This window comes from Pseudoxanthomonas sp. 22568 (genome assembly GCF_052044485.1).
Lineage (GTDB): Bacteria > Pseudomonadota > Gammaproteobacteria > Xanthomonadales > Xanthomonadaceae > Pseudoxanthomonas_A > Pseudoxanthomonas_A beigongshangi.
Genome location: NZ_JBQENC010000023.1, coordinates 20919 through 39161, shown reverse-complemented (window position 1 = coordinate 39161; position 18243 = coordinate 20919). Strand labels below are relative to the sequence as shown.

18 protein-coding genes and 1 other RNA gene are annotated in these 18243 nt (G+C 68.5%); 13 read left to right on the top strand and 6 right to left on the bottom strand.

The features are described from left to right. Positions 1 to 39: 39 nt before the first annotated feature. From ACTJI2_RS19395 to ACTJI2_RS19380, 4 genes are all read right to left on the bottom strand, one after another. A complete protein-coding gene (locus ACTJI2_RS19395; RefSeq protein WP_183644357.1) occupies positions 40 to 2211 on the bottom strand; it encodes a RelA/SpoT family protein in 2172 nt (723 codons plus the stop codon). Positions 2212 to 2338: 127 nt separating this feature from the next. Further along, positions 2339 to 2638, bottom strand: a complete 300-nt coding sequence (gene rpoZ, locus ACTJI2_RS19390; protein ID WP_183644360.1) for a DNA-directed RNA polymerase subunit omega — start codon at positions 2636 to 2638, stop codon at positions 2339 to 2341. A gap of 123 nt (positions 2639 to 2761) precedes the next feature. Then, entirely contained in the window at positions 2762 to 3382 is a 621-nt protein-coding gene (gene gmk, locus ACTJI2_RS19385; RefSeq protein ID WP_183644363.1) for a guanylate kinase, read from the bottom strand. Next, positions 3379 to 4239 (bottom strand): YicC/YloC family endoribonuclease, encoded by an 861-nt coding sequence (locus tag ACTJI2_RS19380; RefSeq protein ID WP_183644366.1) that lies wholly within the window; start codon positions 4237 to 4239, stop codon positions 3379 to 3381. The genes gmk and ACTJI2_RS19380 overlap by 4 nt, the downstream gene beginning before the upstream one ends. A gap of 117 nt (positions 4240 to 4356) precedes the next feature. Here ACTJI2_RS19380 and rph point away from each other — a divergent pair, with 117 nt between their 5' ends. From rph to pepQ, 7 genes are all read left to right on the top strand, one after another. Beyond that, positions 4357 to 5082, top strand: a complete 726-nt coding sequence (gene rph, locus ACTJI2_RS19375; RefSeq protein ID WP_440843049.1) for a ribonuclease PH — start codon at positions 4357 to 4359, stop codon at positions 5080 to 5082. 40 nt (positions 5083 to 5122) lie between these two features. Further along, entirely contained in the window at positions 5123 to 5515 is a 393-nt protein-coding gene (locus ACTJI2_RS19370) for a VOC family protein (protein ID WP_203323484.1), read from the top strand. Between the two features lie 33 nt (positions 5516 to 5548). Next, the gene (rdgB, locus tag ACTJI2_RS19365; protein WP_183644376.1) at positions 5549 to 6139 is read left to right on the top strand and encodes an RdgB/HAM1 family non-canonical purine NTP pyrophosphatase; all 591 of its coding nucleotides are present in this window, start codon (positions 5549 to 5551) and stop codon (positions 6137 to 6139) included. 49 nt (positions 6140 to 6188) lie between these two features. Next, positions 6189 to 7343, top strand: coding sequence for a radical SAM family heme chaperone HemW (gene hemW / locus ACTJI2_RS19360; protein WP_440843048.1), 1155 nt, complete (start codon positions 6189 to 6191; stop codon positions 7341 to 7343). A gap of 89 nt (positions 7344 to 7432) precedes the next feature. Continuing rightward, positions 7433 to 9844: a DUF1631 domain-containing protein gene (locus ACTJI2_RS19355; protein ID WP_440843047.1), complete on the top strand. Its 2412-nt coding sequence runs from the start codon at positions 7433 to 7435 to the stop codon at positions 9842 to 9844. Then, the gene (locus tag ACTJI2_RS19350; protein ID WP_183644385.1) at positions 9841 to 10185 is read left to right on the top strand and encodes a PilZ domain-containing protein; all 345 of its coding nucleotides are present in this window, start codon (positions 9841 to 9843) and stop codon (positions 10183 to 10185) included. Before ACTJI2_RS19355 ends, ACTJI2_RS19350 begins: the two co-directional genes overlap by 4 nt. A gap of 68 nt (positions 10186 to 10253) precedes the next feature. Further along, positions 10254 to 11594 carry a Xaa-Pro dipeptidase gene (pepQ, locus tag ACTJI2_RS19345; protein ID WP_192197269.1) on the top strand — a complete coding sequence of 447 codons (1341 nt, stop codon included), beginning with the start codon at positions 10254 to 10256 and terminating at the stop codon, positions 11592 to 11594. A gap of 109 nt (positions 11595 to 11703) precedes the next feature. On the opposite strand, the gene ACTJI2_RS19340 is transcribed toward pepQ, so the two are convergent. Together ACTJI2_RS19340 and ACTJI2_RS19335 are read right to left on the bottom strand one after the other, a co-directional pair. Continuing rightward, positions 11704 to 13026 (bottom strand): aminopeptidase P N-terminal domain-containing protein, encoded by a 1323-nt coding sequence (locus ACTJI2_RS19340; protein ID WP_192197268.1) that lies wholly within the window; start codon positions 13024 to 13026, stop codon positions 11704 to 11706. After that, positions 13026 to 13577 carry a UPF0149 family protein gene (locus ACTJI2_RS19335; RefSeq protein WP_183644395.1) on the bottom strand — a complete coding sequence of 184 codons (552 nt, stop codon included), beginning with the start codon at positions 13575 to 13577 and terminating at the stop codon, positions 13026 to 13028. Before ACTJI2_RS19335 ends, ACTJI2_RS19340 begins: the two co-directional genes overlap by 1 nt. 158 nt (positions 13578 to 13735) lie before the next feature. Between ACTJI2_RS19335 and ACTJI2_RS19330 the strand changes: the two genes are divergently transcribed. The 6 genes from ACTJI2_RS19330 to ACTJI2_RS19305 all read left to right on the top strand — a co-directional run bounded on the left by ACTJI2_RS19330 (position 13736) and on the right by ACTJI2_RS19305 (position 18239). Beyond that, positions 13736 to 15973, top strand: a complete 2238-nt coding sequence (locus ACTJI2_RS19330) for a putative bifunctional diguanylate cyclase/phosphodiesterase (RefSeq protein ID WP_440843046.1) — start codon at positions 13736 to 13738, stop codon at positions 15971 to 15973. Between the two features lie 59 nt (positions 15974 to 16032). After that, positions 16033 to 16254: a TIGR02449 family protein gene (locus tag ACTJI2_RS19325; RefSeq protein WP_141454012.1), complete on the top strand. Its 222-nt coding sequence runs from the start codon at positions 16033 to 16035 to the stop codon at positions 16252 to 16254. Then, positions 16251 to 16550 (top strand): cell division protein ZapA, encoded by a 300-nt coding sequence (locus ACTJI2_RS19320; RefSeq protein WP_203323504.1) that lies wholly within the window; start codon positions 16251 to 16253, stop codon positions 16548 to 16550. Before ACTJI2_RS19325 ends, ACTJI2_RS19320 begins: the two co-directional genes overlap by 4 nt. Before the next feature lie 89 nt (positions 16551 to 16639). After that, positions 16640 to 16826: non-coding RNA, 6S RNA (ssrS, locus tag ACTJI2_RS19315), on the top strand. Positions 16827 to 17169: 343 nt separating this feature from the next. After that, complete coding sequence (locus tag ACTJI2_RS19310) at positions 17170 to 17772, top strand: 5-formyltetrahydrofolate cyclo-ligase (protein WP_192197267.1); 603 nt, start codon at positions 17170 to 17172, stop codon at positions 17770 to 17772. Next, positions 17769 to 18239, top strand: a complete 471-nt coding sequence (locus ACTJI2_RS19305) for an EVE domain-containing protein (protein ID WP_183644409.1) — start codon at positions 17769 to 17771, stop codon at positions 18237 to 18239. Before ACTJI2_RS19310 ends, ACTJI2_RS19305 begins: the two co-directional genes overlap by 4 nt. Positions 18240 to 18243: the final 4 nt, after the last annotated feature.

Sequence of the window (18243 nt, the reverse complement as noted above, 5' to 3'; positions counted from 1 at the left end):
GGGCGGATTTGCGCGAAAGGCAGCGGAGCGAGCTCCGCTCTACTGGCGGCGGACGCCGTGGACGACGTTGAGGCGGCGCAGGCGGCGCATCACTTCGGCCAGGTGGTTGCGGTCGCGCACCTGGATGGAGAAGCGCAGCACCGCCACGTTGATGTCGCGCTCCAGGTATTCCACCCGCTCGATGTTGGACTGGCTCTTGGCCACCGCGGCGGCGACCTGCGCCAAGACGCCCGGACGGTTTTCCACGTCGATCAGCAGCGAGGCGTCGTAGTCGCCAGTGACGTTGGCGTCCCAGGCGATCGGCACCCAGCGCTCGGGCGACTTGCGGAATTCGGTGACGTTGGGACAGTCCATCCGGTGCACCACGATGCCCTTGCCGGCGGTGTGGTAGCCCATGATCTCGTCGCCGGGGATCGGCTGGCAGCAGTTGGCGAAGCTGACCACGCCGCGCTCGGTGCCCTTGATCAGGATCTTTTCCTGCGAGTGGCGCGAGTGCGCGCCGGCACGCAGTTCGGCGTGCGCGGTCAGTGCCTGCGCGGCCTGCCCCGGCATCCAGTTGCCGAGCGCGATGTCGGCCAGGAACGCTTCCAGGCGCGGATAGCGGTGTTCGGCCAGGAAGGTGTCCAGCCGCTGTTGCGGCAACCGCTCCAGCGAACTGTCCAGTTCCTCCAGCGCGCGATCCAGCATGCGGTGGCCCAGCTGCACGGCGTCCTCGTGCTCCAGTTGCTTGAGCTGGTGGCGGATCGCGGTGCGGGCCTTGCTGGTGACCACGAACTCCAGCCACTGCGGCTTGGGCGCGGCGGACTTGGCGGTGATGATCTCCACGCTCTGGCCGCTGGCCAGCTTGGTGCGCAGCGGCACCAGCTTCTTGTCCACGCGCGAGGCCACCGCCTGGTTGCCGACATCGGTGTGCACCGCGTAGGCGAAGTCCAGCGCGGTGGAGTTGCGAGGCAAGGACAGGATCTTGCCCTTGGGCGTGAACAGGTAGACCTCGTCCGGGAACAGATCGACCTTGACGTTCTCCAGGAACTCCAGCGACGAGCCGGCGGCGCGCTGGTTGTCGATCAGTTCGCTGATCCAGGCGTGCGCGCGGTTCTGCGCGCTGTTGGGCGAATCGGTGCCGAACTTGTAGGTCCAGTGCGCGGCGATGCCGCGCTCGGCGATGAGATCCATCTCCTGGGTGCGGATCTGCACCTCGATCGGCGAACCGTAGGGGCCGAACAGCACCGTGTGCAGCGACTGGTAGCCGTTGGCCTTGGGAATGGCGATGAAGTCGCGGAAGCGGCCGTCCAGCGGCTTGTACTGCGCGTGCACCGCGCCGAGGGCGTGGTAGCAGGAAGGCACCGAATCGACCACCACGCGGAAGCCGAAGACATCCATCACCTGGTCGAAGCTTTTGCCCTCCGCGCGCATCTTGTTGTAGATGCTCCACGGGGTCTTGATGCGACTCACCAGGCGATGTTCGATGCCCTCCTTGGTAAGTCGCTGGGACAAATGCGCCTCGATCTGCGCCATCGACTCGCGGCGCATGACCGGCTGGCTGCGGATGTGCTTGTCGATCACCGCGTGCCGCCACGGATGCAGCGCGCGGAAGCCGAGATCCTGCAGCTCCGACTTGACCAGGTTCATGCCCAGCCGCTGGGCGATGGGCGCGTAGATTTCCAGGGTCTCGCGGGCGATGCGCTGGCGCGCCTCGGCGCTCTGCGCGCCCAGCGTGCGCATGTTGTGCAGGCGGTCGGCCAGCTTGATCATGATGACGCGCAGATCCCGCGACATCGCCAGCAGCATCTTGCGGAAACTCTCGGCCGCGGCCTCCTGGCGGTCGCGGAACTTCAGCTTGTCCAGCTTGGTGACGCCGTCCACCAGTTCCGCCACCGACTCGCCGAACTCGCCGGCGATGGCCTCGCGGGTAAGCGGGGTGTCCTCGATGGTGTCGTGCAGGATCGCGGCGATCAGGGTCTCCGCGTCCATGCCCAGTTCGGCCAGCACGCCGGCCACCGCGACGGGATGGGTGATGTAGGGCTCGCCCGACTTGCGGGTCTGGCCTTCATGCGCGGCGGCGCCGACTTCCCAGGCACGGCGCAGCAGCGGCAGCTGTTCCTTGGGCAGGTATCGGGCGGTCTTTTCGAATTGGGCGAGATAGTCCGGCACGCCATCGTTGCGCGATGAAGCGGGAGTGCGGAGCGCCTTGGCGGTACGGCCTGGGTTCATGCCGCCAGCCTAGTGCAGACGTGGCGGCACGGCAAACCCGGAAAACGCGAAAAGCCCGCTCGCGCGGGCCTTTCCGACAAGTGTGACCTGGCGGTGCCGCCCCTCGGGTGACGGGCGGCGTCCGGCGTCAGTCGTCGCCCTTGGACATGTCGTCGTCGGCGACTACTTCGGCGGCGGCCCATTCCAGCGCTTCGCGCTCGGCGCGCTCGCGCTCGGCCTTCTCGACGCGATCGATCAGATCGTTGTCGATCTTGCGGGCGGCGATTTCACGCAGCGCGAGCACGGTGGGCTTGTCGGCGGTTTCGCTGTTGTCGATGGTGGACTCGACGCCATTGGCGAGCTGGCGGGCGCGCTTGGCGGCCATCGTGACCAGTTCGAAACGGTTGTTGACGACTTCCAGGCAATCTTCGACGGTGATGCGGGCCATGCGGGCTCCCGGCGACCCAGGGGTCGCGCGATGAATAGGGAAAGGGGCGGCGATTGTACGGCCTCGGCTGGCCCGAGGCAACCGTTTCTTTACAAATCAGTCAGTTAGCAGCCCACGCGGCCCCTACTCGGCCAGCAGCGCCCCGATCAGCGCCTCGTGCCGCTGCTGCTGGGCTTCCCGGCGCAGGCGGCTGGCGGTGAAGATGGCATGCATCTGGTCGCAAGCGGTGTCGAACACGTCGTTGACGATCACGTAGTCGAACTCGTCGTAGTGCGACATCTCCTCGCGGGCGGCGGCCAGCCGGCGCTGGATGACCTCCTCGCTGTCCTGGCCGCGTGCGCGCATGCGCTGTTCCAGGGCATCGCGCGAAGGCGGCAGGATGAACACGCTGACCGCATCGGGCACCTTCTCGCGCACCTGGCGCGCGCCCTGCCAGTCGATTTCCAGCAGCACGTCCTTGCCGGCGCACAGCTGCGGTTCCACCGACTGCCGGGCGGTGCCCTTCCAGTCGCCGTGGACCAGCGCGTATTCGAAGAAGTCGCCGGCGCGGATCATCGCCTGGAACTCGTCGGCGTTGATGAAGTGGTAATGCTGGGCGTGGCGCTCGCCCGGACGCGGCGCGCGCGAGGTGAAGGAAATCGACAGGGCGATTTCCGGATCCCGCGCCAGCACGGCGTTGACGATGCTGCTCTTGCCGGCGCCCGAGGGCGCGGCAACGATGTAGAGGGTGCCGCGGCGGCTCATTCGATGTTCTGCACTTGTTCGCGGATCTGGTCGATCAGGACCTTCAGTTCCACCGCCAGGTTCGTGGTGCGCGTGTCCACCGACTTCGAACCCAGGGTGTTGGCCTCGCGGTTGAATTCCTGCAGCAGGAAATCCAGCCGGCGGCCGACCGGCTCGGCCTGCTTGAGGACGCGGCGGATTTCCTTGACGTGGCTGTCCAGCCGGTCCAGTTCCTCGTCCACGTCCAGCTTCTGCAGCCACAGCACCAGTTCCTGCTCCAGCCGGCCGGGATCGGCGGGCTGGGACAGCTCGGCCAGCCGCGCTTCCAGCTTCTGCCGCTGGCCGGCGCGGATGATCGGCAACAGTTCGCGCACGTCGGCGGCGCGGGCGGCGATCGCGTCGACGCGCTCCAGGATGGCGGCGACCAGCTTCTGTCCCTCGCGTTCGCGGGCGACGACGAACTGCTCGACCACCGCGTCCACCAGCGCCAGCGCCTCGGCCTGCAGGATCGCCTGATCCACCGCCTTGCTCTGCACCACGCCGGGGAACTGCAGCAGATCGGTGAACTCCGTGCGCAGGGCCGGGAACCGCGCATGCAGGTCCAGCGCCAGCTCGGACAGCTGGGCGACCAGCGCGGGATTGATCTGCAGCGCGCCCTCGCCTTCCGGCGCGCGCAGGCGCAGGGTGAAGTCCAGCTTGCCGCGCGACACCCGCGCGGACACGCGTTCGCGCAGCGCCGGTTCCAGCGCGCGCAATTCCTCGGGCAGGCGCGTGCCCAGCTCCAGGAAACGATGGTTGACCGCGCGCAGTTCGCCGGTCAGCGTGCCACCGGAAGTGGCGCGTTCGACGGCGGCGAAGGCGGTCATGCTGCGGATCATGGGAAACCCGGTCGGATCGAAAGCGCGAATGGTACCCTAGCGCGCCCCGGTCGGCCGAATCGGCGGGCCATCCGGCCCACGCGGTCATCCGCTCCTTCCTCCAGTCGAGTTCCCTGCATGTCCGTCCTTCGTCCCAGCGGCCGCCTTCCCGATCAGATGCGCGAGGTCCGCATCGAGCGCGGCTACACGCGCCACGCCGAAGGCTCGGTACTGATCCGCTTCGGCGAGACCCGGGTGCTGTGCACCGCCAGCGTCGACAACAAGGTGCCCTCGTTCCTGCGCGGCAAGGGCGAGGGCTGGGTCACCGCCGAATACGGCATGCTGCCGCGCGCCACCCATACCCGTGGCGATCGCGAAGCCTCACGCGGCAAGCAGGGCGGTCGCACGCTGGAAATCCAGCGCCTGATCGGCCGCGCGCTGCGCGCCTGCGTGGATCGCGCCGCGCTGGGCGAACGCACCATCACCCTGGACTGCGACGTGATCCAGGCCGATGGCGGCACCCGCACCGCCGCCATCACCGGCGCCTACGTGGCGCTGGCCGATGCGATCGGCTGGCTGCGCCAGCGCAATGAAATCAAGCGCGACGTGCTGCTCGGCGCGGTCGCCGCGGTGTCGGTGGGCATCTACCGCGGCGCGCCGGTGCTGGACCTGGATTACGCCGAGGACAGCGACTGCGACACCGACATGAACATCGTCATGAACGATGGCGGCGGCTTCATCGAGTTGCAGGGCACCGCCGAAGGACACGCCTTCCGCCGCGACGAACTGGACGCGCTGCTGGCGCTGGGCGGGAAGGGCACCGCCGAGCTGTTCGCGGCCCAGCGTGCGGCGCTGGCGGGCTGACGCCCCGCGCAAGCATTCCCTCCCTCCACCGGTCAATCCGATGCGCCAGACGCTCAGCCTGATCACCGTCGTGGTCGACGACTACGACCGGGCCATCGCCCACTACACCGGTGCGCTGGGCTTCGAGCTGCGCGAGGACACCGATCGGGGCGGCGGCAAGCGCTGGGTGCGGGTCGCACCGCCCGGTTCGCGGGAAACCTGCCTGCTGCTGGCCGTTGCCGGCAACGACGCCCAGCGCGCGCGCATCGGCGACCAGACCGGTGGACGGGTCGGTTTCTTCCTGGAGACCGATGACTTCCATCGCGACCATGCGCGGATGCTGGCGCAAGGCGTGGAATTCCTGGAAACCCCGCGCGAGGAAAGCTATGGCACGGTCGCGGTGTTCCGCGATCTCTACGGCAACCGCTGGGACCTGCTGCAGCTCAAATCCTGATCCCCCCGAATCCCCCTGACGGATCCCCCCCCCGTGAAACTGGTACTCGCCTCCTCCAACGCCGGCAAGCTCGAGGAACTGCGCCACCTGCTGGCCGATACCGACATCGAGCTGATCGCCCAATCCGATCTCGGCGTCACCGACGCCGACGAAACCGCCACCACCTTCGTCGAGAACGCGCTGATCAAGGCGCGCCACGCCTCCCGGCTGACCGGGCTGCCGGCGCTGGCCGACGATTCCGGCATCTGCGTGGACGCGCTCAACGGCGCGCCCGGCCTGTACTCGGCCCGCTATGCCGGCGAGCACGGCAACGCCGGCCGCAACATCGACAAGCTGCTGGACGCGCTCAGGGATGTTCCCGACGCACAGCGCGACGCGCATTTCTACTGCGTGCTGGTGCTGCTGCACCATGCCGACGATCCGCAGCCGCTGATCGTGGAAGGCGAATGGCGCGGGCGCATCCTGCACGAGCGCCGCGGCACCGGCGGCCACGGCTACGACCCGGTGTTCCTGGATCCGCAGCTGGGCCGCTCGGCGGCGGAACTGGAAGTGGCGCTGAAGAACCGCATCAGCCACCGCGGCCGCGCCCTGGCCGCGCTGCGCGAGCGCCTGGCCCGCGCCTGATCGCAAAACCGGCATCCCGCCGGCGGCGGGATGCGACAATGTGCCGGCCATGCTGATCCCGCCGCCGCTGTCGCTGTATGTGCACCTGCCCTGGTGCGTCCGCAAATGCCCCTACTGCGACTTCAACTCGCACCAGGGCAAGGGACCGCTGCCGTTCGACGACTACGTCGACGCGCTGATCCGGGATCTGGATTTCGACCTGCCGCTGGTCTGGGGCCGCACCGTGCATTCGGTGTTCTTCGGCGGCGGCACGCCCAGCCTGTTCCCGCCGGAGGCCATCGACCGCTTCCTGCAGGCCGCCGCGGCGCGGCTGCGGTTCGCGCCGGGCCTGGAAGTCACCCTGGAAACCAATCCGGGCACCGCCGAGCACGGCCGCTTCGACCGCTACCTGGCCGCCGGGGTCAACCGCATCAGCTTCGGCATCCAGAGTTTCGATGATGGCTGCCTGCAGCGGCTCGGCCGCATCCACGACAGCGACGAGGCCGAAGCGGCGGTGAAGCTGGCGCAGGACGCGGGTTTCGACAACTTCAACCTGGACCTGATGTACGCCCTGCCCGGCCAGACCCTGGCGATGGCCGAGCGCGATCTGGAACGCGCCTTCGCCCTGCAACCGGCGCACATCTCCCACTACCAGCTCACCCTGGAACCGAACACGGTCTTCTTCGCCCGGCCGCCGCAGGGCATTCCCGACGACGATGGCGCCTGGGAGATGCAGGCCCATTGCCAGGCGCTGCTGGCCGGAGCCGGGTTCGGCCACTACGAGATCAGCGCCTATGCCCGCGAGGGCCGGCAGTGCGCGCACAACCTGAACTACTGGCGCTTCGGCGACTACCTGGGCATCGGCGCCGGCGCGCACGGCAAGATCAGTCTGGGCGCGGAGCAGGCGATCCTGCGCCGCTGGAAGGTCAAGCATCCCACCGCCTACCTGGCCGCGGCCGGGACCGCGCAGGCGCTGGGCGGCGACGATCGCATCGCGCCGGAACAGCGTCCGTTCGAGTACATGCTGAACCTGCTGCGCCTGCACGAGGGATTCCGCGTGGCCGATTTCGAACACGGCACCGGGCTTCCGCTGGCCGCCATGGAAGCGCCGCTGGCGCGGGTCGTGGCCGCCGGGTGGCTGCGGCGCGAAGCGGACCGGTTCATCCCGACCGAACTGGGCAGGCGCTTCACCAACGACGTCGTGTCGGCCTTCCTGGCCGATTGACGGCCCGCCATCACCCCTCCCCCACGCCGGGGCGGCCACGATTCCAAAATGTTGTGATAATTGTCGCCTCAGGGGAGATCCACCACGCCGTGACCGCGATACCACCACCACCGCCCAGCGCCGCCGCAGGCAGCCTCGCCGGCGCATCGCTGCCGCCGCGCGTGCGCAAGCTTCTCCGCGGCTTCTTCGATCACATCTCCAGCGACATCATCCAGTCGCTCAACGCGATGCTGCCGGAGTACGAGCAGGCCTTGTTCAAGCAGGCCGAACAGGCCCGCAGCGACAACCGCCAGGCTGAATTCTTCAGCAACCTGCGCGCGTTCCAGCGCAACCGCGGCGAGTTCGTCCCGCACTTCATGTTCGCGCTGGAAGCCGAACTGGCCGCCGTCCGCACGCCGCCGTCGCGCGCCCGCGCGCCCGCGCCGACCGGGCTCGAGTTCCGCACCCTGACCCTGGTGGAAGACGCCGCGATGGACGAGGAAATCGTCCTCAGCGACATCGCCCGCCGGCACGAGGTCCGTGCCTCCCAATCGCTGCTGCTGCTGGGCCAGCGCTTCGGCGCCCTCGGCGGCGCGCCCGCCTTCGACAACGAACGCCTGCCGATCGGACCGCAGGGCCTGTGCCGGATGCTCAAACTGGCCGCGCGCACCCTGGAGCTGGACCTGGAGGAGCGCCTGCTCCTCTATCGCACCTTCGACCACAAGGTGATGGGCAACTATCAGGAGTGGGCGGAAACACTGAACCAGTACCTGTCGCAGGAAGGCGTGCTGCCCGGCCTGATCTACCTGCCCCGGCGTACCCGGGCGGTGGATGCGGCCTCGCCCGCGCGCGCCGGCGCCGATGCGGCCCGCGCCGCCGGGCGCGCCGACGCGAACAGGCCGCTCACCGGCTGGCACGGTCCCTCCACGCCCTCGGCGTGGACCATCCCCACGCCCGCGCCCGGCGCCACCCCGCCGCCGCTTCCGGATGCCCCGGGCGGCCGGGGAGCGGCTGGCGACGGCCCCAGTTTCGAACTCCTGCAGCAACTGCTGGCGGTCCGGCGACAGGCGACCGCGCGCTTCAGCGAGCCGGCCGCCACCCGCTTCGCCGGAGCGGAAACCGGCGGCGCCGGCGCGCCGGCGGGAAACACCGCCGGTCCGGCCATGCCGGCGGCCGCGACCGCCGACGGCACCCGCAAGCTGGTGCCGACCCCGGAAGTGCTGTCCGCGCTGCAGGCCCTGCAGGGCACAGCCGCGCCACGCATCGAGGGCCAGCCCAAGCGGAGCCTGAAGGACATCCAGCAGGCGCTGGTCGCGCGGATGCGCCAACAGCATGGTGCCCAGGCCGCGCTGGCCGCGCCGGACTCGGACACCTTCGAACTGCTGGGCCTGCTTTACAACGAAGTCGAGCGCGAGGTGCGCCCGGAGTCGCCGGCCAGCGATCTGCTGACCCGCCTGCAGGTGCCGCTGGCGCAGGTCGCCTTGCGCGATCGCGAATTCTTCCTGCGTCCGGAACACCCTGCCCGCGAACTGCTCAACGCGGTGGCCGAATCCGGCGCCACCTGGCAGACCGACGATGATCTGGATCCGCGCCTGCTGCACCAGTTGCACCAGTCGGTGGACTTCGTGGTCAAGCACTACCAGGGCGACGAAGCGGTATTCGCCCAGGCCAACACCGAGGTGCAGCGGCATCTGGAAGCCGCGGCGCGCAAGGCCGAACTGGCCGAGCGCCGGCACATCGAGGCTGCACGCGGCAAGGAACGGCTGGAGATCGCCAAGCAGCGCGCGAGCGAAACCATCGAGACCGCCTTCAACGATCAGCAGCCGCCACGGTTCGTCCAGGCGCTGGTCAACCAGGCCTGGGCCGACGTGCTGACCCTGACCCAGTTGCGCCAGGGCGAGAACTCGGACGAGTGGACCGAGCAACTGCAGACCACCCTGCAGATCGTCGCCGCCACCACCGCGCCGGCGGACGCGCCCAAGGACTCGCAATTGCCGGCGCGGATCGAGAAGGCGCTGTTGCAGGTCGGCTACCACGAGGACGAGGCGCAGGCCATCGCCCGCCGCCTGTCCAGCGCCGACGGCGAGGACGATGGCACCTCGCGCACCGAACTGACCGCCAAGCTGAAGGCGCGCGCGCGCCTGGGCGAGCAGAACATGATCCGGCGCGAACCGATCCAGCCGCGCTCGCCCCGGGAACAGGAGTGCTACGACCTGCTCCGCTCGCTGCCCTACGGCACCTGGTTCGAATTCACCCTCAACCAGCAGGGCGACGTGCAGCGCCAGCGGCTGTCATGGTTCAGCCCGGTCACCGGCCACGCGCTGTTCGTCAACCAGCGCGGCCAGCGCACCGGCGAGCACACGCTGGACAGCCTGGCCCGGCTGATGGCCCAGGGCCAGGCGCAGGTCGTGACCGAAGACAAGGGCCGGTTGATCGATCGCGCCTGGAACGCCACGCTGCGCGCGCTGCGCAGCCTCACCGGAATGGGCAAGGCCGCGGACATCGGAGGAAACGGCGCATGATCCAGGAATTCCGCCGTGCCCGCCGCCGCAACGTGCCCGAGCCGGTCGCGGTGATGGATACCTTCACCGACCAGCTGGTCGGCCGCCTGGGCAATGTGTCCGAATCGGGCATGCTGCTGCTCGCCAGCGCGCCGGTGGTGGAGGACGCGATCTACCAGCTGCGTTTCCATCTTCGCCTGGGCGGCGGTCGCGAAGTGCCGATCGATGTCGGCGCGCACGTGCTCTGGATGGCCGAGGCCAACACGCCCGGACAGGGTTTCGCCGGCCTGCGGTTCCTGACCATCGAACCGGCTTCGCTGGAAACCCTGCGCGCGTGGGTGAACGCGCCCGGCACGGCCTGAGCGAACGTCACGGGAAAGGCGGGCGCGGATGCGGCAAAATGCGGGTTTCGCCCGCAAGAGCCGCCGCCATGAACGCCTCCGCCCCCCAGGCCACCGAACTCGTCCCGCTGTACGCCGAACACCTGGCGTTGATGAAGCGGCGCGCGGAGGAAGCGCTGGCGCGTGGCGGTTTCGATCACCTGGTCGTGCCCAGTGGCGGCCTGCACTACCAGGTGTTCGACGATCGCGACTATCCGTACGCGGTCAACCCGCAGTTCAAGGCCTGGCTGCCGCTGACGCGGGTGCCGGACAGCTGGCTGGTGTACACGCCCGGCCAGCGCCCGAAGGTGATCTACCACCAGCCCTTCGACTACTGGCACGTGGTACCCGCCGCGCCGACCGGCTGGTGGGTGGATCATTTCGACATCCAGATCATCCGCAAGCCCGCCGACGCGCTGGCGCTGCTGCCCGGCCCGGCGGCACGCTGCGCCATCCTCGGCGAACCGCAGAGCGCGCTGGGCGATTACCAACCCAACAATCCGGAAGCGGTGGTCAACTACCTGGAGTACCAGCGTTCGTACAAGTCCGCTTACGAAATCGCGCTGATGCGCGAGGCGCAGCGGTTGGCGGTGCGCGGGCATCGCGCGGCGGAAGCGGCATTCCGCGAGGGCAAGAGCGAATTCACCATCCACATGGCCTACTGCGCCGCGGTCGGCCAGGATCCCGCCGAACTGCCGTACGGCAACATCGTGGCGCTCAACGAACATGGCGCGGTGCTGCACTACATGGAACTGGATCGCCAGGCGCCCGCCGCCCCGCGCAGCTTCCTCATCGACGCCGGCGCCAGCTTCCACGGTTACGCCAGCGACATCACCCGCACCTACGCAGCCGATTCCGCCGGCGAATTCCAGGCCCTGATCGACGCGGTCGACCAGGTGCAGGTCGCGCTGGGCCAGGCGGTGCGCGCGGGCGTGGACTACAAGCAGCTGCACCTGGACGCGCACCTGCGCCTGATGGGCATCCTCAAGGATTTCGGCGTGCTGAAGGTGTCGCCGGAGGCGGCGCTGGCCAGCGGCGTCAGCTTCGCGTTCTTCCCGCACGGCCTGGGCCATCCGATCGGCCTGCAGGTACACGATGTGGCCGGTTTTGCCGAAAGCGATCGCGGCGGCCGCATCCCGCGTCCGGAAGGCCATCCCTACCTGCGCATGACCCGGGTGCTGGAACCGGGCATGGTGGTGACCATCGAGCCGGGCATCTACTTCATCGACATGCTGCTGGACGAAGTGAAGAAGAACGGCCACGCCGACAGCATCGACTGGGCGCGTGTGGATGCGTTCCGTCCCTACGGCGGCATTCGCATCGAGGACGAAGTCCTGTGCACCGACGGCGACCCGCTCAACCTGACCCGCCCGGCCTTCGCTGCGGATTGATGACCTTTCCCCCTGTGGGAGCGACGTAAGTCGCGATGCTTTTCCTGCCTCCGGGTAAGGATTCGCGACTTACGTCGCTCCCACACCACAGGTGAAGTCTGGACGAGTTTCAGCCGGCCATCGCCGCTTCGATTTCCTCGGCGCTGCGTGCCAGGCCATCGGTCAGCACACGGTGGCCGTCGGCGGTGATGACCACGTCGTCTTCCGTGCGGATGCCGATGCCGCGCCACTTCTCGGCGACACTGGTGTCGTCCTGCGATACGTACAGACCCGGTTCGATGGTGAAGACCATGCCCGGTTCCAGCAGCCGCGATTCGCCTTCGATGCGGTAGTCGCCGACGTCGTGCACGTCCAGGCCCAGCCAGTGGCCGGTCTTGTGCCGGTAGAAGCGGCGGTAGTGGCCCTCGGCGATATTGCGCTCCAGCGATCCCTTCAGCAGGCCCAGCCGCAGCAGGCCCTCGGTCAGCACTTCGACCGCGGCGAGATGGCCGGCTTCGTAGGGCACTCCCGGCTGCGCCTGCGCCAGCGCGGCCTGCTGGGCCTGCCCGACCAGGTCGTGCAGCGCGCGCTGCGCCGGACTGAAGCGACCGTTGACCGGGAAGGTGCGGGTGATGTCGCTGGCGTAGCCGCGGAACTCCGCGCCGGCGTCGATCAGGACCAGATCACCGTCCCGGGCGACGCCGTTGTTGGCGCGATAGTGCAGCACGCAGGCATTGGCGCCGGCGCCGACGATGCTGCCGTAGGCCGGCCAGGCGTCGTTGGCGCGGAACACCCGCTCCACGTCCGCCTGCAGCTCGTATTCGTGGATGCCGGGCCGGACCGTGCGCATCGCCGCGCGGTGCGCCTCGATGCTGATGTCGGCGGCCCGCTGCATCAGCTTGAGTTCTTCCTTCGACTTGAACAGGCGCAGGTCGTGCAACAGGTGGCCGAGTTCGAGGAATTCGTGCGGCGGCTGCGCGCCCTGGCGCACCTGCGCGCGTACGTGGCGGACCCAGCCAATCAGCTTGAGATCGAAATCGGCGTCGCGCCCGAAGTGGTAATACACCCGCGAGCGCCCTTCCAGCAGGCCAGGCAGGATTTCGTCCAGATCCTCGATCGGATAGGCATCGTCCATCCCGTAGTGCTCGACCGCACCTTCCTGCCCCGCGCGCGGGCCGTCCCAGCTCTCGCGCTCGGGATCGCGCTCGCGGCAGAACAGCAGCGTTTCGCCATGGCGGCGGCCGGGCACAAGCACCAGCACCGCTTCCGGTTCCGGAAAACCGCACAGGTACCAGAAATCCGAATCCTGCCGGTAGGGGTAATGGGTGTCATGGCTGCGCACGCGCTCGGGCGCGGCCGGCAGCACCAGGATGGCGTCGTTGCCGGCCATCCGCATCAACTGCCTGCGACGGCGGGCGAACTCGGCCGCGGCCAGGCCGGTCTCGGCCTTCATCAGTTCAGCCGCTTGCGGTGACGCGGCCCCATCACGCAATCGCCATGCAGCAGCAGCACCGCGATGCGCACGTATTCCTCGATCTCGGACAGCGCATCCTCGTCTTCCTGGTCGTCGCCGCCCTCCGGGCTGGCCTGGGCCAGCCGGGCCAGGTCCTGCAGCGCCTCGGCACCCTCTTCCGACAACGGCGGATGGGCGCCCGCGGCCAAACCGAAGCTGCCCAGGAAGCCCCGGCACCACGCGAACAGCGCGTCGGCGCGATCCACGGTGCTGGTCTCGTCGGGCAGCAGCAGTTCGAAGGCGAAGCTGCGATCTTCCAGTTGCGCCACGCTGGCCGTGCGCAGGCGATCCAGCGCGCTTTCCGGCTGCGGGGTCGGCAACTGCGGATCCGCCAGCGCTCGCGCGGGCCAGTCGGCCACGTCCGCGCCGCCGCCGGCGAGCCAGCCACACAGCGCGCCGTGGAGTTCGGCGGGGTCGGCGGCCAGGTGTTCCCGGCGCGAGGCTTCGCCGATTTCGGCGTAGGAAGGGAGATCGGACGGCTGGTGAGACATGGACTAACGCAATCCGCGAACGGAGTCGGACAGATCCCGAAGTGTAGCAATGAATTGCCCCCGGGCCGCTTGTTGTGCCTGTTCACCCGCCCCTACACTGGCCCATCTCCAGGCTCCGGACGGCTCCCAGCGACTTCATGCTCTGCGCACTCGCCGCCGTGACGCATCCCAGCTGGCCGCTGTCGGCGCGCCTGCCGCTGCTGGCGGTGGCGCTGCTGGTACTGGCCGGGGTCGCGCTGGTCGCCACCCGCCGGTACTGGCGACCGTGGCTGGATGCCCGGCGCGCGCCGCCGGAACCCCTGCGCACCGAGTCCACCCGCACCCGCGACGAACGCCTGAAGCTGGCGCTGTGGGCCTCGGGCGAGCACTTCTGGGACTACGACCTGGTCCAGCGCAAGCTGTACCGGATGCGCGCGGACGAGACCGCCCTGCATTCCTCCGACATCACCGTGTTCACCCGCCATGGCGAAGTGCCGCCGATCCATCCCGACGACATGCCGCTGGTGATGGAACGCCTGCGCCTGCACCTGCAGGGCAAGGCGCCGTTGTTCATGTCCGAGCACCGCATGGACATGGGCCAGAACGGCAACTGGATCTGGGTGCGCGCGCGCGGTCGCGTGGTCGAGCGCGATCCGGAAGGACGCCCGGTCCGCATCGCCGGCACCGCCCGCGACATCACGCTCAGCCGCAACGCCGAGTACGAACACCGCATCGCCGGCGAAGTGATGCGCAGCATGAACGAAGCGGTGGCGGTGCTGGACTGGGCGCACCACTTCATCACCATCAATCCCGCCTTCACCCGCATCACCGGCTACAACGAGGACGAAGTGCTCGACCGGCCGGCGCGGATGCTGGACAGCGACCAGCACGACGAGACGTTCTTCGAGCGCATGAACGCCGAGCTGCTGCATACCGGCCACTGGTCCGGCGAAGTGTGGAAGGTGCGCAAGGACGGCGAGGAAATCCTCTGCCGGATCGAGACCAACGTGGTGCCCGACGCGTCCGGCGAACGCCAGCTGTACGTGCAGGTGCTGACCGACATCACCGAGCAGAAGCGCGCCGAGCAGGAACTGCGCTACCTGGCCAACTACGACACCCTGACCAGCCTGCCGAACCGCTCGCTGCTGTCCGAGCGGCTGTCGCGCGCGATTGTCCGAGCGCGGCGCGAGCAGGGTCACGTCGCGGTGCTGTTCATCGATCTGGACCGCTTCAAGGACATCAATGATTCGCTCGGCCATGCCACCGGCGACCGCATCCTGCGCGCGGCCGCCTCGCGTGTGCAGCAGACCGTCGGCGCCCAGCACACCGTCGCGCGCCTGAGCGGCGACGAGTTCACGGTGGTGCTGGAGGACATCGACTCGCTGCAGGACGCCGAGCGGATCGCCCAGCAGATCATCGAAGCCTTCCGCACTCCGCTGAACTTCGGCGAACGCCTGGAAATGTCGGTGTCGCCTTCGATCGGCATCAGCCTGTACCCGCAGCACGCGCAGGTGCCGACCGAACTGCTCAAGCACGCCGACACCGCGATGTACCAGGCCAAGGCCATGGGCCGGCACACCTACCAGGTGTATTCGGAATCGATGGACGAGAAGACCCGCCATCGCGCCATCCTTGCCAGCGCGCTGCGGCGCGCGCTGGAGCGCAACGAGCTGTCGCTGGTGTTCCAGCCGCGGCTGGCGATCACCCCGCAGCGGATCACCGCGGTGGAAGCGCTGATGCGATGGGACAGCCCGGAGTTCGGCATGGTGTCGCCGGCGCAGTTCATCCCGCTGGCGGAGGAGTCCGGCCTGATCCTGGAGATTGGCGCATGGGCCCTGCGCGAATCCTGCCGGATCATGCGCAGCTGGCACGATCGCGGGCTGGAAGAACTGACCGTGGCGGTCAACATCTCGGCGATGCAGTTGCAGCGCGGCGACCTGCCGGCGGTGCTGGCGCGGATCCTGGCCGAGACCGGCATTCCCGCCGATCGGCTGGAACTGGAACTCACCGAGAGCGTGGTCATGGCCAACCCGGAACAGAACGCCGACACCCTGCGCGCCTGCCGGCGGCTCGGCATTTCCCTGGCCATCGACGATTTCGGCACCGGCTATTCCTCGCTGGCCTACCTGAAGCGTCTGCCGCTGACCACCCTGAAGATCGATCGCGAATTCATCGGCGATCTGCCCGACGACAGCGACGACGCCGCCATCACCAGCACCATCATCACCATGGGCCGTTCGCTGGCGCTGAAGGTCATCGCCGAGGGCGTTGAAACCTACGACCAGTTCGAATTCCTGCGCGATCACGGCTGCGACGAGGTGCAGGGCCACTGGGTTTCGCGGGCGCTGGAACCGGAACAGTGTTTGCAGTTCATCCAGGAGTACTACCCCGGTTCGGGCATCCGCGCGGTCTCCTGAACGGGGCGCCCGCCGGACGCCCTTGACCGGCCTCCGGCCCCGCCCCTATCGTGCCGCCCATGGACAACGCCGACCCGCTGGAACAGATTCGACGCCTCTCCGCGCGCATCCAGGCGCTGGCCGATCGTTGCCAGCAACTGGCCGACGAGAACCGCAGCCTGCGCCACCAGCAGGAACAACTGGTCGGCGAGCGTTCGCAACTGCTGGCCAAGAACGAACAGGCCCGCTCGCGGGTGGAAGCGATGATCAGCCGCCTGAAGTCCCTGGAGCAGCACACGTGAGCGCCAACGAGCCGGTCAGCATCCACATCCTCGATCGCGAGTACACCGTCGGCGTGGAGCCGGAGGAACGCAGCAGCCTGATGGCCGCCGCCAAGCTGCTGGACAGCAAGATGCGCGAAGTGCGCGGCAGCAACCGGATGGCGGCGGTGGACCGGGTCGCGGTCCTGGCCGCGCTGAACCTGGCACACGAATTGCAACAATTGCGCGACGAGCGCCATTTGCGCGATCGCGAATTCTCGCGCGCGCTCGACGATCTGCACCGCAGGCTGGACGAAGTACTCGACGCACCGCGTTAGTGCAGTGATCGCGCGGTGTCGCGAACCGCGACTGAATTGTGCCGACGAACGGACTAGGCAATTTCCGACGGGCCGCTATACTGGCGCCGCGTCCTCTGCTGTGAACGACAGCGCGCGCAAACATTCGCCTTGTCCCTTAATGACGACCACGGGATGGCAACGGTAGCCGGGAGTGCAGGTCCGCCTTCGCAGCGGGAAGCCCGATGGATATCCAGCCTTCCCACTTGAACCCCGGGTTCAAGGTCGTTTCGCGAGCATCGCCATGGCGGAGGACGTATTTTTTCCAGCGCAGCAGCGCCGTCAGTCGCGACCCGGCCGGTCTTGCCATCCACCTTCTGCCGGATTGCTTCGCGACGAAGCCGTCGTATCCGGACCGTCCTCCCGCGGCCGCGACTGACGGCGCTGCTGCCATTCCCGTGCTGTCATGCCCGCGTGGCACCCGCGCCGCGCCACCCGCCGTTCGCGCGTTTACGGGTCCTGGTGCTCTCGGCCTGGCGGCATCCGCTCCGCGCGCGGACGGCATGTCCCGCCCCCCCGATGACGGTACCGTCCGGCAAACGACCCGGAACCGGCCGCTTGGCTTAAAATTCCGGGCCATGGATTCGTCCCGCCCGCTCTCATGAGTTCAGATCGCGACGCGCTCCGGCGCGAACTGCGCCAGCGCCGCCGGGCGATTCCCGCCGCGCAACGCATCGCCGCCGCCGATGCGCTGGCCGAGCGGCTGCGCGCGCTGCCCTTCCTGCCCGCATCCGGCTATGCCGCCGGCTACTGGGCCATGGACGGTGAAATCGGCCTGCACAACTGGCAGTTGCGCCTGCCCGCGGGCCTGGTCTACTGCCTGCCGGTGTTGCGCGCGGACAATACCCTGGGCTTCGCGCCCTGGCGTCCCGGCGATGCGCTGGTCACCAACCGCTTCGGCATTCCCGAGCCCGACGTCGAGCCCGCCTCGGCGCTGGATCCGACCGAAATGGCGCTGGTGCTGATGCCGTTGGTGGGCTTCGATGGCGAGGGCCACCGGCTGGGCATGGGAGGCGGCTGGTACGATCGCAGTTTCGCTTTCCGCCAGCGCTCGAACCCGCCGCCCTGGTTGGTCGGAGTGGGTTTCTCCGCCCAGCGCATCGACACCCTGGCGCCTGCTGCCTGGGATGTGCAGGTGGATGCCATCTGCACCGAAAGCCAGACCCTGTTTCCGTCCCGCAGCCCCCACGGAATGCCCGCATGACCGCACGCAAGCGCTACTGGTTGATGAAGTCCGAGCCGGATGCCTTCTCCATCGACGACTTGCGGAAGGTGGGCGTGGAACCGTGGAACGGCGTGCGCAACTACCAGGCGCGCAATTTCATGCGCGACGGCATGCAGGTGGGCGACGGCGTGCTGTTCTACCACTCCAACTGCCCGGTGCCGGGCATCGTCGGCGTCGCCAAGGTGGCCAGCGCGGCCTATCCGGATCCGACCCAGTTCGACAGGAAGAGCGACTACTACGACCCCAAGAGCAAGCCCGAGGAACCGCGCTGGGTGCTGGTCGACGTCGCCTTCGAACGCAAGCTCAAGCGCACCATCCCGCTGGACGAGATCAAGCAGCAGGCCGACGCCCTCGGCGACGGCTTCGCCCTGATCGCCCGCGGCAACCGCCTGTCCGTCCTGCCGGTCACCGCCGCGCAGTGGAAACACCTCCTCTCCATGGAATGACCGT